The sequence below is a fragment of the Candidatus Chlorohelix allophototropha genome (assembly GCF_030389965.1).
Taxonomy (GTDB): domain Bacteria; phylum Chloroflexota; class Chloroflexia; order Chloroheliales; family Chloroheliaceae; genus Chlorohelix; species Chlorohelix allophototropha.
Genome location: NZ_CP128400.1, coordinates 866181 through 881021, shown reverse-complemented (window position 1 = coordinate 881021; position 14841 = coordinate 866181). Strand labels below are relative to the sequence as shown.

Annotated in this window: 11 protein-coding genes; 5 read left to right on the top strand and 6 right to left on the bottom strand. The window is 44.6% G+C overall.

From position 1 onward, the window contains the following. Positions 1-41: 41 nt before the first annotated feature. Positions 42-2993, bottom strand: a complete 2952-nt coding sequence (locus tag OZ401_RS16435) for an Eco57I restriction-modification methylase domain-containing protein (RefSeq protein ID WP_341471528.1) — start codon at positions 2991-2993, stop codon at positions 42-44. 120 nt (positions 2994-3113) lie between these two features. Beyond that, on the bottom strand, positions 3114-4067 hold the full coding sequence (rbsK, locus tag OZ401_RS16430; protein WP_341471527.1) for a ribokinase: 954 nt from the start codon (positions 4065-4067) through the stop codon (positions 3114-3116). A 116-nt stretch (positions 4068-4183) separates the two neighbouring features. On the opposite strand from rbsK, the gene OZ401_RS16425 reads away from it, so the two are divergent. From OZ401_RS16425 to OZ401_RS16410, 4 genes are all read left to right on the top strand, one after another. Then, entirely contained in the window at positions 4184-6466 is a 2283-nt protein-coding gene (locus OZ401_RS16425; protein ID WP_341471526.1) for a glycoside hydrolase 5 family protein, read from the top strand. Between the two features lie 315 nt (positions 6467-6781). Then, on the top strand, positions 6782-7984 hold the full coding sequence (locus OZ401_RS16420; protein WP_341471525.1) for an alpha/beta fold hydrolase: 1203 nt from the start codon (positions 6782-6784) through the stop codon (positions 7982-7984). Between the two features lie 139 nt (positions 7985-8123). Beyond that, positions 8124-9335 carry a GNAT family N-acetyltransferase gene (locus OZ401_RS16415; RefSeq protein ID WP_341471524.1) on the top strand — a complete coding sequence of 404 codons (1212 nt, stop codon included), beginning with the start codon at positions 8124-8126 and terminating at the stop codon, positions 9333-9335. Between the two features lie 25 nt (positions 9336-9360). Then, entirely contained in the window at positions 9361-10167 is an 807-nt protein-coding gene (locus tag OZ401_RS16410) for a tetratricopeptide repeat protein (protein ID WP_341471523.1), read from the top strand. A gap of 8 nt (positions 10168-10175) precedes the next feature. Here the strand turns inward: OZ401_RS16410 and OZ401_RS16405 are convergent, their stop codons facing one another. The 4 genes from OZ401_RS16405 to OZ401_RS16390 form a co-directional block, all read right to left on the bottom strand. Beyond that, positions 10176-10502 (bottom strand): HAD family hydrolase, encoded by a 327-nt coding sequence (locus tag OZ401_RS16405; RefSeq protein WP_341471522.1) that lies wholly within the window; start codon positions 10500-10502, stop codon positions 10176-10178. A gap of 62 nt (positions 10503-10564) precedes the next feature. Then, positions 10565-11530, bottom strand: coding sequence for an HNH endonuclease (locus OZ401_RS16400; RefSeq protein ID WP_341471521.1), 966 nt, complete (start codon positions 11528-11530; stop codon positions 10565-10567). A gap of 114 nt (positions 11531-11644) precedes the next feature. After that, positions 11645-12415 carry an enoyl-CoA hydratase-related protein gene (locus tag OZ401_RS16395; protein WP_341471520.1) on the bottom strand — a complete coding sequence of 257 codons (771 nt, stop codon included), beginning with the start codon at positions 12413-12415 and terminating at the stop codon, positions 11645-11647. A gap of 17 nt (positions 12416-12432) precedes the next feature. After that, positions 12433-13161, bottom strand: a complete 729-nt coding sequence (locus tag OZ401_RS16390) for a PIG-L deacetylase family protein (RefSeq protein WP_341471519.1) — start codon at positions 13159-13161, stop codon at positions 12433-12435. Positions 13162-13475: 314 nt separating this feature from the next. Between OZ401_RS16390 and OZ401_RS16385 the strand changes: the two genes are divergently transcribed. Continuing rightward, positions 13476-14840 (top strand): aminotransferase class V-fold PLP-dependent enzyme, encoded by a 1365-nt coding sequence (locus OZ401_RS16385; protein WP_341471518.1) that lies wholly within the window; start codon positions 13476-13478, stop codon positions 14838-14840. Position 14841 lies beyond the last annotated feature (1 nt).

Below are 14841 nucleotides of genomic sequence, written 5' to 3'. Positions count from 1 at the left end.
GGCAGGTGAGTCGCCCTTTACCCCCTGTCACCCAACGCGGGTTATTGCCCCTCCACGATTTTGATTTCTTCTGCGCTCAGGTCGTAGAGTTCGTACACCAGCGCGTCTATTTGGCGGTCGGTTTGGCTGATTTGGTTTTGCAGGAAGGTTTTGTCATGGGGGGAATAGCTGGTAGCCAATTGCTTGTGCAAATCCAGCATGCGCTCTACCAGCCCCACCATTTTATCGTGCCGCGCTTTGTCGGCAGGGTCATCGAAATTGATGGTGCGGATGGGGAGTTGTTGCATATATTTAAAGATTAGCTGATAGCCATTTTGAATTTGAGTGCAATAACTCGATATTAGAAACCATCCTAATTTAGAATTAAGGATACCTAATAGATATAAATCATTCTTAGGTATTACGAAAACTGCACTATTACAATAGAATCCCTCATTGTCATACGTGAAAGCTGGTTTGACTTGAAATTTTAGGTAGTGAATTTTTGGTTTCTCAAATTCAGAGTAGTAGTCACAAGGTCTTAATTCCCACCAATATTCACCTTTATCATAACGTTTTTGTGCTTCCTCACTAAATGGTTTTAAATGAGCAGCAATAAAAGGGTAGTTTTTTTCTAGCCATTCCCAAGCATCTACATCTTTGTCAAGATGTTTACGTGTCCAACCATAGGGTATTAGTATCAGGTATCTATCACTTGCTGGTTGTTTGTATCTTTTTACATCTCTTCCTGCTAAATAAGGTTTTATTAGTTCTGTACTACTTGGTTGTTGGTTAATAATTTGCTCTTTAATTTCTTTAGTGATAACAAATGCCTTATCTAATCCAGTAAGGACTCCACGATAAATGATACCATGCACATACTTGCCAAATGGCATACCAATTTGCATTTTTGCAAGAAGTTTTTGCCTTTGGCTATTTCCTAATGACCACCCTTTATCTTCAAGAGAGTCTTGCCTATACTCATATTGATTTTTGTTAACATATTCTTCTAAACTTGGAAATCCAAGTGTTTTTACTTCTGTTACTTTAATGACAGGGTTCTTCGCTTCATTTTGTAAGCAAATTATACAAATATAAGTTGTGGCTTTATGAAATACTTGCAAGTCTCCAAAATCCAAAATTTCGTTAATGTGTTGCTGTTTAAGCCAAATTCGCAGCGGTTCACCATAATTCGCTCTCATCCACTTGTTAGCTACAATAATGCTAAAGAATCCTTGCGGGCGCAGTAACGAAACTCCCCTTTCAAAGAAATAAGTATATAGGTCAGCCGTACCATGATAAACTTTATAATTTTGTTGAAAATAAGATTTATATTCTCCCAAACTTTCCTGTCTAACATAAGGTGGATTGCCAATCACCGCATCGAAACCGCCCTGCTTGAAAACGGCAGGGAAAGCCGCTTGCCAGTCGAAAGGATTAATGTGCCGGAACTCATCGCGGCTCAAATCCTTGTGCTGCTCCAGAAAATCCATTCCAATCAGGGAATTGCCGCACTTAATATTGTGGCTCAAATCGGGCAGGGCGCGTTCGCGTAGCATGCGCAACTGCTTAATTCCATCGCTCGTCTCGCCTTCCAAAGCTTTCAACATCAGCGAAAGTTTGGTAACTTCCACCGCTTGCGGGTCAATATCCACCCCGTAAATATTGTTGAGCAGGATTTGCTTCTTCTCGATGTTGCTCAATCGGTCAGTTCTGCCCGGCGCAAATTTCTTGCCGTATTTCTTGGGGAATTTCTGGTATTGCTCCAGATACCACTCCAACAGGTAGCGATACGCGCCCAACAAGAAAGAGCCAGAACCGCAAGCCGGGTCAACCAGCTTCAACGCCGCCGCTTCTTCGGGAGTCTTGCCCTCCAGCAACTTACCAACGGTATTCTTAACGATATAATCCACAATATAAGCGGGAGTATAATAAACCCCACCCGCTTTGCGTACCTCCGGTTTTTCCTCCACCTTGGCGATATGCGCGGAATCCAGCGTAATAACCTTGCCGAGAAATTGCTCGTAAACCTGCCCCAAGATTTCCACCGGAATAATGGAAAAAGCGTAGATGTTGGGCCAGTAAAGGTTCTGAATAATCGGGCGCAGCGTATCATCGCCGATTTTCATGCCCAAAGTGTAGCCATCCCGCTCACCGTCAGGGCGTTCATCCTTTTTGAAATGGAACAGCCCGGAATTATAGCGGTCGTCCGCTTCCTGAAAATAATCGGTCAAACGCTGGTAAATGTTTTTCTCTTCGCTGAGCCTGTAAAGCCGCTCGTAAGGCTCAATCTCTCGGTCTTCACAGATACGCAGGAAAATAAGGCGGTCAAGGGTAGCCTGCACCGCGAAATTCAAATCGCTTTGGTTCAGGTGAGGGTTACGCGCCGCAATATCCTTAGCCAAAGCCTCGCGCCAACGCTCTATATCCTTCAGGAAAGCGGTATCAACCGTCTGGTAGCCCTTTTTAGACTGATTAGCCTCGATATAGGCATCGAGTTTACCTTCTACTACCGCTTCTCTGGAGAAAAGGTTATATATTTCCGACCACTTATCCTCATATTGCTCAAACCTGTAATAGCTGAGACGCGCTACGTTTGCATGATCGCTCAACTCAGGTTTTATGCGGCAGTCGTAAATAGAAAATTCCTCGAAATCGGTGAGGATACCAAGCGGTAACGAAGCGTTCCAAGCATAACGCCGCAACTGAAAAGCGGCAGTATCATCGGTTTTCAGGGCAACAGAGGGTTTCTTGGCTTCAACCAGAAACTTGCGCTTATCCCCGATTTTGAAGCTATAATCAATAGATTTCTTCTTGCCGTCAATGGTGATGGGGTCTTCCACTACCACTTCACTCAGGCTACCTACTCCTCGCACATCCCACCCTAACGCCTCAAAGAAAGGGTCTAGAAACTGGGTACGCAGTTGCATTTCCTTAAAAGAGGGGTCGGTAAAAATATGATTTTCATTTTTAAATTTAGCGACCAGTTGAGCAACGTCATTCAGATTGTTCATTGTTCTCTTTTCCAATAGGATAAAATTATTATTACAATAATAACAAACAATTTATTATTAGAAAAGCAAAGTTATATAGGGCTTTGACTCAAGCTCATCGCCTAAATTCGGGGGGAAAGCCTAACCGTTTGCCAGCAAGCGTTCAATCTCAGCCTCAAAGGGAATGGAAGGATATGCCCCTTCGCGGGTGACCGAAAGCGCCCCCGCAGCGTTGGCAAAGCGCAATAGCTCAGGTACGGGCAAGCCACGCTGTAACCCTACTGCCAACGCTCCGGTAAAGGTATCTCCGGCAGCGGTGGTATCAATCGCTTTTACCTTGAAGCTATCTATATGTTCTACTTGCTGCGTAGAGAGCCACAACGCGCCTTTACTACCAAGCGTAATCACGATTCCTTCAAGGCTTGAACCGACTTGCGCGAGGATAGCGCGTCCCGCCTCGACTTCTTGCCCTTCATTGAAAGCGGGCAAGCCTAGTAAGGTTGCCATCTGGCGCACTTCAGTTTCGTTGACCAGCAGCAGGCTAATCGCTTCGAACAGTTCGCTAGGTAGCGGTTGGGTTGGTACGGGCGCAGCCGTTAAAAGCACTTTGCCGCCGCCGCGCCTTACCAATTGGGCGGCTCTAGTACAAGTTGCTATCGGAATTTCAAGTTGCAACAGCAACACCCACGCGCTTGCGAGCAGTTCGGAAGCAGCCTCCACATCTTCGGGCGTAACCTCGTTATTCGTACCCGGCACTACGATGATTTTGTTCGCGCCGTCCTCGCCTACCCATACATTGCCGATTCCGGTGCTGTTTTTGCCCCTCGTCACGAAATCGCGTGAGATGCCTTCTCGATCAAGGGCGGCTACGAACCTGTCACCAAAACCATCGCGCCCGACCTTGCCGACAAAAGCCACCTGTCCTCCTGCTCTACGGGCGGCAATTGCCTGATTAAACCCTTTGCCCCCTTCGTAAGTGGCGAAACTGTTTCCGATTATTGTTTCTCCGGGAATAGGCAAATGGGGCGAGCGCACCACCAAATCCATGTTTAGGCTACCCACCACAACGATTTCTATATGGTTAGATTTAATCATTTCTAATCCTTTCCCTCTTGTAATTAGTTAACTAAACAGGGAAAATATAACCTTATGCAGTATGTATTTTATAGTACTATTAAATAACATTTTAGCCTTAAATTTAAGTTATGATCTTGTACAAAAACATTACTCGTTTTATTCTTGCGCTTTTGTTAGCGACTCTCCTTTTACCCATGATTTCGCCTACCGCAAACGCTTCCTCACCCATGCGTTCAAATACTCCTTACCGGGTTAATGGCGCGCAATTCGTAGATGGCAGCGGCAACCCGGTTTTTCTAATCGGCGCGAACTATGAAGGGCATAATGACCGTGCTTGGTTAATGTGGGACAATAGCCGTTTTGACCCCAACCTAATCAATCAGGATTTCGAAATTGCTTCCAAGGGAGGCATCAACACCTTGCGGGTGTTTATCCAGAGCCAATTGCGCGACTCCCTAAATTATGGAGATTGGGGCAAACTGGATACAGTCGTAAATTTAGCTCAACGTCATGGGCTGGCTTTGTTGATTACTTTTCAAGATTACAGCCAACCTGATTTGCTAACAGAAGCTGATTTGGATCGCCGCATCGCCGCCCGTTACGCCGGAAATCCCGCTATATTCGGCTATGACTTGCGCAATGAACTCAGCTTTGGCGAAATAGCCGCCGGGCGTTACCCTGTCAATATGGGCGTACCCTTATTGTCCGATGAATTAATTCGCGGTTACGGCGAAAGATACCCGCTTGGCTACGTTAGTTCTATGCGCACTTCCGCTTATGGGAAATTATCTATACCAGCCTACATGGATGACCGCACCGCCTATTATTTCTGGAATGCCTTGAAGATTTGGGAAGAATTTCGAAATGCCGCTATAAGCTGGCAAGTGGCGCACACTAGCAAAACCCTGATGGATTTTATGGATGCGCCAGAATCAGGTAATTGGCAAGGCTTTTACAACCTAGTCAGCCGCACCCTTGATGTTTGGATGCAAATAAGAATAGGTGCGATTCGAAATGCCGACTCTGCGGCATTAGTTACGCTAGGTTGGAATGAGCCGTTGTTGGCGCGGATGCCTGCCAATAACCAACTTAATTTTATCTCTTACCATAATTTCCCTTCTGAAGGCTACGATGGCGTAATTTCCACTCTTTCTTTTCTTGAAAGTTTGCGCACTCAGTTCAAGGATCGCCCGGTAGTATTGGAAGAATTCGGTTATAGCAATTTACGCTTCGATGGTTCTAGCTTACCGCAAAACACAACTGCCAGCTATGAAACCGCGATTTGGGCTTATCTTAACTGGAGGGGTTTTGGCGGCGGCTACAAGTGGATGTTATCAAATTTTACGCCCGGAATTAATAAGTTTGAAGCAGGCTTGGGTTTGTTAGACGACAATAATCAGCCAAAACTTTCTTTTTATGCCTTGAGTGCGTTGGCAAGCTATTTTGGTAGCGAGCAATATCAAAGCACTATGAGCATGAACACACTTCAACCCTCCGGTAGAGAGGTAATTTATTCTTTTACCGCTAGTAGGGGTGTTTTTACCAGCGCAACCAATTTCCAGTATGGCGCAGTCACCATCCAGCAGGAGCAGATTTCTCCTTTTGCAGTCTGGTGGAATAACAGTGTCCAACCTGAGCTTTACATAACTGCCGGATCACCGGGGGAAGTTACGGTTGATTTGCAAGCGTTGTTCCCCAACCGTGATCCAAAGCTACCCTTCCGGTTAATTCAGCCGAATGGGCAACGTATTCAGTTCACAAATGACTCTGGTATTCTGAACTTAAAAGTGCAACCGGGCGCGGCTTATGCCCTTACTCAGTTTGATAAATCTGAAACGGCACGCGCTCAGGGTGGTAGTTCGCTTCTGTTTGCTGAGACAGGTCATACGCTAGGTGGCGCGTTTCGCTACTACTGGGAGCGCAACGGCGGCTTATCCATGTACGGTTATCCTATAACCGAAGAATTTACCGAGCAAAACCCGCAAGATGGAAAAACCTATACGGTGCAATACTTTGAACGCGCGCGCTTTGAATATCACCCTGAGAATCACGGCACTCAATATGAGGTATTGCTAGGTCATCTTGGTCGTGCGATTATTAGTGGTCGCGAAGGTGAAGCGCCTTTTCAGAGTGTTCCGCGCCCCAGCACCAGTAACCGTTTATATTTCTCCGAAACCGGTCATACCCTTGGCAGTGGTTTCCGCTCTTACTGGGAAAAGAATGGTGGGTTAGCTCAATTTGGTTTCCCTCTTAGCGAAGAGTTTTCAGAGGTTAATCCTAATGATGGAAAAACCTATGCGGTGCAATACTTTGAACGCGCTCGCTTTGAATACCACCCAGAGAATCGTGGCACTCCCTATGAAGTTTTATTGGGACAGTTGGGTATGCAAATATTGAAGCAACGAGGTTGGCTTTGATTACATAGAGTAGAGTTTATGATTTTAATAATAAAAAGCTATATCTCCGTGCTGTAATTGTTAACTAAAAAGGTTATAATACTTGTACCAGTTTTAATAGTAAAGAAATATGGTTAATTATCTGCAATCATTTCTTGTCTAAGACTTAATTCAATATTGTTGTAATACTCTAAAATTCGTTGCAAAATATATTGAATAGTAAATTTTATTTTGAGAAAACTGCTGCGGCTCGTAAGCTACCCTTTTGCTTAATTGCTGCTTTGTTAATGCATTACCCTAATTCAAATGTGCATAATTACATAGCGAGGTTCAAAGATGAATTCACAGAAGCTTGATAAGGATAGCTTGAATTATATTAATAAGCAGTACACTGCTTTTGTTGAAAGCGCTGTTACGGTTAGTAATCAGGCTGTTAAAACTTACATACAAGCTTGGAATGAGTTCCTCACCTCACCTACTAAGCTTTATCGCCGGAATATGGATTATTTTCAGGAAATAATAACTCCTCCCCGTCCAGAGTGGCAAACCCCTCACAGGCTTGTGGCTCTCCCACGCGAGTTTGAGAAGCAAATCAAATTGCTCGATTTCTCTCAAGACGATATTCCCTCTGATTCAGTCGTTCCTACTCTGGTGTTACCACCACAGGCAGGGCACCACTCTTATATTGCCGATTACAGCCATGATCAGAGTCAGGTTCAGACCCTACGACATGCCGGTCTGGGCGCAATGTACTGTATTGAGTGGGTTAGCGCTACCCGTGCTACCGGCAATACCACTGTTGAAGATTATATGCGCATGTTGAAGCATATTGTCCAGATGCTAGGCGGTAAGGTAAATCTGGTGGGAGATTGCCAAGGTGGTTGGTTATCGGCAATTTTTGCAGCAATGTATCCCGATATGGTTAATACCCTATCGATAGCGGGCGCGCCTATTAACTTTCAGGCAGGTGATGGTCCGATTGTACAGCAGGTGAACCATATTGCCAGAACTTACCCGGATAGAGGCATGGCATTCTATCGCAATTTGGTGGCAATGGGTGGTGGTGTGCTGAATGGCAATTTTATGGTGATGGGTTTTAACCTAATGCGCCCACAGCAATTGCCTGAACGCTTTCTAAACCTGTATCAGCATATGCATGATGCAGGTGCGGTCAAACGCTTTAAGCAGATGAAGAATTGGTATGATTATGCTCAGAATATTCCCGGCACTTTTTATCTCTGGTTGGTAGAACACCTCTTCCGAGATAATGAGTTGATCCAAGGTAAACTGGTAGTGGATGGCAGAAAACTGAATCTTGCCGACTACAAAAACCCGCTCTTTCTGATGGGTGGTAAGCGTGACCATATTACCCCCCCGGTGCAAGTATTGGATATGCGGAATTATGTTGGTACTGCCCCTGAGCATATTTATGAATATCTTGTTCCGGCAGGGCATATCGGTCTGTTTATGGGCAAAGATATTCTGCGCTCAACTTGGACTCCGATTTCCAAGAAAATCCTCACTTACTCTCAGAAGTAATCGTAAAGACGCTTCCCGACTCCCTGTTTGCAATATAGCAGGGAGTTTTTATTTTAAAGCTGCCCAAACTTGACGATCAGGCGAAAGAGGATTAAAGTATAAACAGCTAACCAATCGGATATAAAGAAAGGAGCTATCCTTGCCTGTACGACCATTGAAATTAGAAGAGCTTGATATATTCGGCAATTATGTTAGCGATGCTTTTGTAATGGACTCAGAGCGGGCTGCAAGTTGGCTTGAACTGAGCGTTAAACCTACTCTGCATGATACCCGTGTTCTTGAAGAAGACGGTGAAATAAAAGCAGCTTTGCGTATAATTTACCCCGATTTGTGGCTAGGGCAAAGCAAAGTAAGAATGGCAGGTATCACCTCAGTGGCTACCCCACCTGAGCATCGCCGACAGGGTTGTATAAATAGGTTACTGGAAGCGGTTATGCGCGAACATCGCGAGGCTGGTTATAATATTTCCACCCTGTATCCTTTTTATTTCCCTTTCTATAAAAAGTTTGGCTACGAACTGGCGGCAAATTCTAAGAAAATAAAAGTAAAAATGTCTGTGCTTCAAAAATTCCGCCCAAAAGCGAAAGGACGTTGGCGCGAGATAAGCCACACTGATTGGCAGATACTTAACGCTCTGTATGAGAGTTATTGTCGGGGCAATTTTGGTTTGATTACGCGCTCTGAATTTCGCTGGAGTTGGGCTATTTTTCGGCAACGCCTCAACGAGGCTAAACATGCCTATGTTTGGTACAATCAAGAGGGTGAAGCACGCGCCTATGTAATTTACAATATGCACATTATCAAGGATTGGGATCGCGAAATGCAGATTCAAGAGATGGTATGGAAAGACTATACCTCTCGGCACGAAGTTCTGGCATTTTTGGCGAATCACGATTCACAGGCAGAAACGGTTATTTGGGAAACTAACCCAGATGATGATTTCTTTGCTTTACTAGATGATCCGCGCGAAGCTGAGCAAACTCTTTCTCCGGGCTATATGCTGCGTATTCTTGACGCGAAAAAGGCGTTGCTAGAGCGAAGTTGGCAGGTTCGTACACCGAGCGCGTTTACTTTGACCCTTACTGACAAACTTTTGGAATGGAATAATCTGACCTTGCGTATTGAGACAATCGGGCATAAAATTCAAGTTGAAACCTTGCCGCAAGACTACAAAAGTGGTTTGAGTTGTGATATACGGCAATTGGCTCAATTGTATGCGGGTTATCTTAGCCCGGTTAAGCTGGCAGAACTTGGCTTGCTGGATGTACGTAGTGAACTAGACTTAATGGCAGCGCAAAGCCTGTTTAGCCCACTCGGACAACCAACTGCCTTTATGGCGGACTATTTTTAGAATAATGCTTAGGATATTACCATTTTTGGGATTTGTCTTTCTGCTAGTAGTATCTATGCTGGCTTATATGTTCTTGTCCGCTTATGGATTGCGCTGGGTGGTAATATCACTGCTAACCGGTATGCTCTGCGGGATGGTTTTAATGTCGTGGCGACAGGCGAACCGTCCCGAAATCAAACTTTTTAATGAAGCCAGCCGTCACTATTTGGCACAGGATTACCCGACTGCTCTGCAATTGTGCCGTAAGGTTTTGGAACGTACTCCTAATCAACCTCGTGTCATAAACTTAATGGCGACTTGCCATACTAATCTTGAACAATATCAAGAGGCTTTGGATTGCTACCGTCGTATTGTGGAATTGCAACCTGGCAACGCCTCCGCATACAGTAACTTAGCGAGCATTGCCAATTGCATTGAGCCGGTTGATGTGCAGGTAGTGGCGGAAAGCCTTGATCGCGCTTGGGAGCTAATGCCAAATCAACGATTCGGTCAGGCAACCTATTATGCGCTGCTGAAAATGGCTTTTACCGAGCTTGAGATTGAGCGTTATTCACAAGCTATTCGCGTCTGTGATGCAATCCTTGAAAAGCGTGCTTTTGCCACTTCACCATTGATAATACGCGGTCTGGCATTATTGCTGGAAGCTCCCGATGATCCGGTTAACATTGAGCGAGGTCGTTTCGACTTAATCGAGTTCTTACGGAAGGGTTTTGACACCGAAGTAAGCCTCAAGCAAGAGATTCAATTCATGCTAAAAGCGCGTGAGTTTTTGCTAGAAACAGGTGGACTTCCCGATGATCTCACCCCTAAAATAAACAATAGCGAGAATTAGTTACTAGGCTAATACAAAATCGGCTCTAGCAGTTTAGATTCTGTCATCTTTACCAAGGCTACATTTACTACCACTGTTCCTGAAAAATAGTTTCGACTGCCCGGGTTGCTGTTAAATACCAGTTCTAGGTTTTTAGCGGGTGAGCCTGTGGCTATCCCTTGTTTAAAGCCTGCTTCTTTCAGTTTCTGTAATAAACGTGCTACCCCGGGTAGAAATGGAATCCCGACCTTTTCAGTTTTTTCTCTGAAGACAGCATCCTTTAAACGGCTAAGGTTATGCAACTCCTCATAACTGGCTTTGGGAAAGAATGGTTTAAATATTTCGATAGTGAACATACCACTGGTTCGGATAATACATTAGATATTTTGTAAGCTAGGAGTTATCGGATACTCTGGAACTAGATTTTGTCGCTCTTTTTTAAATTGCATTTGCGGCATAATAATTGTACATTATTGACCGAACTTGCTCCACCCTTGCTGAAAGGTATGATATGGTCATACTCTAGGTATTCCGTAGCCCCACATTCTACACATTTACCCTGATCTCGATTCCAAACAGCAACTTTTACCTCCTGCGGTATTCGTCTATTTTCTATACCGTTGGAAGGAATAAGAAATTGTCGCTTATTCAATTTAATTAATGTGCTTAAAACAGCCTCGACATATACTGGGTCTTGCACATAATAAGAACCATTGCTACTCTTTTTTGAAAGTTCTAGGTAAATATTTGGTAGCTGTAAGTCTACCCTCAAAACACTTTTCCATAGAGTTTCGCTACCTCCAGAAGCAGACAGGAAAAGAAGCTTCTTGTCAGTGGCAACTAATCGTCCCGGTATCTGAGTGATAGTTCTGACATTAACTTTGTAATAGATGGCGGGTACTTCCAAATGACAAATTTCTCCTGCATCTAAATGAATTGAGGGTATAATTGAGGGTAACTGTCCCATTCTGATACACGTCAATGTCTTTAGATATGAGAGTCGCTGCAAAATATTATGAGCTATAACATCAGGTATTTGTAGAAATTCTTTCAATTGCAAGATATGCAATTCTTCTACATCTGTAATATAGCCATCTGCTGAGGCAAATGCTAAACTGCGTTCCAGAAAATGAAGCGCATCCCCGCGTACATAATTTAGGGCTTCATTGATACTTAACCCTTGTGAGGCTAAAGGGGAAGTAATTGCATACCATTCCTCTTGAGTTATTATGCCATCAGAGCATGCATTGATAAAATGTGTTCTGAATTGTTTCAGTAAATTGTTTATATCGCTATCACATTTCCCACACCGATTAGTTTGTTTATTGAAAGCTATTGAACCCAACATACCTGCTTCTTTACCACATCTTGTGCATGTTACCAAGTGAATACCTCCCAAATTAGGTTTACAGCAATAATGAAAAGATAAGACTAAGTAGTTACAATAAACAGCATCAGGTCTCACCTTATGAGAGACCCGATGTTTTGGAGTTTTAGCTTAACGCTGGAAATTGGGTTTGCGCTTTTCAAGGAAGGCGCGCATACCTTCTTGTGCGTCCGGTGTTTGTGAGGTTGCCGCCATAACTTCCATACTGTAGGAATAGGCTTTAGGTTGCTCTAGATCAATTTGAGCGTAAAATGCCTGTTTACCGATAGCTTTTGACCAGAAACTGCCACGAGTAGCTGCCAGCATCAGCTTTTCAGATTCCTCCAGCAACTTATCGGCAGTTACAACCCGATTAATCAAGCCCCATTCGTAAGCGGTTTTAGCGTCAATTACATCCCCGGTGAAGAGCATTTCGGCGGCACGCTTGCGCCCAATCTGACGGCTTAATGCTACCATCGGGGTAAAACAGAACCACCCACCCTTACCGCCCGGTGTTGCAAAGCCCACAGTGTCCGCTGCAACTGCCAAATCGCACGAAGCAACCAACTGACAACCGGCAGCGGTAGCTAGGGCATGCACTCGCGCCAGTACAGGTTGGGGAATAGCTTGGATTGTATCCATTAGGGTAACGCAGGTTTTCATCATTTTACGCATAAAAACAAGGTCTTGACCTGCCATATCTCGGAAATCATGCCCTGCGCTAAAAGCAGGTCCATTCGCTGCGAGATATACCCCCCGCACCTTGCTATCGCCTGCTTCATTGAAAGCCGCCGTCAATTCAAGCATATGTTGCATAGAAAGCGCATTGCGGCGCTCAGGCGAGTTCATGGTAATGGTGGCGTAATCTCCTGCATAAGTCAGTTCTACCATTTCATACTTCATTGTAATACCTCCCCTACTCAATTTTCGGTACGGTGAAACTCCTCAGCATAGGATACTTCATATTTTTTGCCGGTACTGGTAGCCCAACCTCTAATTCGTTCTTCAATCGAGGCAAAATCTGGAAGCTGGCTGGCGTGCGCTTTAAGCGCCTCCATCTTATTTTCGATAGTTTCTGTGATATCAACCATAAAGTTCTGGGTAGGTGCGCCCATAAAAAATATTTCTTTCACCTTGTGAGGCTCCAGCCCTTCTTCGAGTAGTTCGGGGAAATCCCATGGGTTTTGGCTGGCAGGATAAATCGCTCGGATTGCTGCTTCTCCGGTAGCAAGATGATCGGGATGGTGGCGCGCTACCGGATAATTAGGTGTCCAGTTGCGCTCTGGTGATTGGATAACAACTCTGGCAGGTTGGAAACGGCGCAACATGCGTACTATATCGCGCCTCAAATCGAGGTTCGGTTCAATTCTGCCGTCTGGGTAATCTAAAAAGAACACCTCTTTTACCCCTACGACTCGGCAGGCTTCTCGTTGTTCTTTTTTACGAATTTCAGAAATTTCGCGTCGTTCCGCTTCCCCAACCTTTCGAGCATCGTCCGAACCGCCACCGGAGCCGTCCGAACAGATAACGTAGTAAAATTCCCAACCTTCGCGAATCCATTTTGTCACTGAACCCGCACAACCAAATTCTGCATCGTCAGGATGAGCTACTATCACCATCCCTATTTTATTTTGTATATTATCGCTCACTTAAATGTAGAACCTCTCAATCGTAATTATATAATTTAATAATTGCACTTCTTACCGTACAGAATTTAAAGGGGAGAATAAGGAAGAAAAGGCTAACAGAAAAATGAATGCTAACCTTCAGCTTCATAGTGCCATAAAAAAGAAACTACTGCAACTGTACTCTTCTTTCCGGTAATAAGTTGTCAAAAAGTATTTACTATGGTCAAATTCATTTCATCCGGTTATAATCACTTATTAGTAGTAATTTTCACCTCATTTTTGCATAAGCAAAAAGTTTTGCCCAAACGCATTTAGATTAATTGTGGAGTAGTAAGATGAATCATGGCACTATCCCTCCTTCGATAGACTCAGTTTTGCCACAAGTAGTCGGCTCGCAACTTTATACAACTTTACATAATGGGAAACAAGCAAGGGTTATTCAACTCAATAATGCTGCCACTACCCCACCTTTCCAAAAAACCCTTGAGGCGGTTAATAGCTTTCTAGAAACTTATGGCGCTTTACATCGAGGGGCAGGTCCCCGCGCTCGTATTACTTGCGACAAGGTAGAAGAAGCCATTGCGCGTATTCGCACTTTTGTAAATTGCCAGCCCGATCAAGCGCTACTGTTCACCCAAAATACCAGTTCTGCTATAAACATGCTGGCACGTTTGCTAAAGTTGGAAAGCGATTCGGTTATCTTTACGTCCGAAATCGAACATACCTCTAATAATTTACCTTGGCGTTATAACACTAGCGCAGAAGTGATTGAGATAAACGCTTTTAATAACGGGGCGTTGGATTATGCCGATTTGGAACAGAAGGTGCAACGCTACGGCAAGCGGCTGAAGCTGATTTCGGTAAGCGGCGCGTCTAATCAGACTGGCTACATCCCTGATTTGCGCCGAATGAGCGCGTTGGCGCATAGCTGCGGCGCTTTATTTTTTGTAGATGCTGCCCAACTAGCTCCCCACCGTCCCATTGACATGCTAGAGGATGGGATAGATGCGTTAGCTTTTTCAGCCCACAAAGTTTATGCACCTTTTGGAATCGGGGTGCTGGCGCTGCCTCGCCATTTGCTGGATACTACCCCACCCGATCCCGGTGGCGGCTCGATTGATATGATAAGTAACCGGGACATTATTTGGGCGCCACCTTCGGAAAGACACCAGACCGGAACATGGAATGCTACCGGCATTGTCGCGCTTGGCGCATCTTGCCAAGTTCTTATGGATACTGGTTGGGATAATGTGATTAGGCATGAGAAAGAATTGGTAAACTATGCCGCGGTTATGCTGGCACAAGTTCCCGGTCTCAAAATGCACATCCCGGCGGAATTATATAAATCAGAAAATCGAATCGGTACTTTTCCCTTTAATCTGCCAGAACTTCACCATTCTTTGGTAGCTGCTATTCTTGAGCATGAGCACGGTATCGAGGTACGCTCAGGTACAATTTGTAATCATCGGTTGGTAAGACGTTGGTTTAACATTTCCGAAGCCGAGCAAAGCGAACGAGAAGAAAAGATAAAGGGGGGTGACCGATTAGCCTCTTACGGCATTGTGCGCGCCAGTTTGGGAATCCACAATACTCATGAAGATATTGATGCCCTGACCGCCGCGCTAACCTATATTTCAACCAGAGGCTACAGCTTGCATTATAAAGCTATGCCTTCCCTTGAAACCTTCGAACCGGAGTAAA

What these genes read in the sequence shown, in the direction of transcription:
- OZ401_RS16435 (WP_341471528.1), bottom strand. Translation starts at nt 2,993, where the DNA reads ATGAACAATCTGAATGACGTTGCTCAACTGGTCGCTAAATTTAAAAAT.
- rbsK (WP_341471527.1), bottom strand. Translation starts at nt 4,067, where the DNA reads ATGATTAAATCTAACCATATAGAAATCGTTGTGGTGGGTAGCCTAAAC.
- OZ401_RS16385 (WP_341471518.1), top strand. Translation starts at nt 13,476, where the DNA reads ATGAATCATGGCACTATCCCTCCTTCGATAGACTCAGTTTTGCCACAA.
- OZ401_RS16395 (WP_341471520.1), bottom strand. Translation starts at nt 12,415, where the DNA reads ATGAAGTATGAAATGGTAGAACTGACTTATGCAGGAGATTACGCCACC.
- OZ401_RS16420 (WP_341471525.1), top strand. Translation starts at nt 6,782, where the DNA reads ATGAATTCACAGAAGCTTGATAAGGATAGCTTGAATTATATTAATAAG.
- OZ401_RS16405 (WP_341471522.1), bottom strand. Translation starts at nt 10,502, where the DNA reads ATGTTCACTATCGAAATATTTAAACCATTCTTTCCCAAAGCCAGTTAT.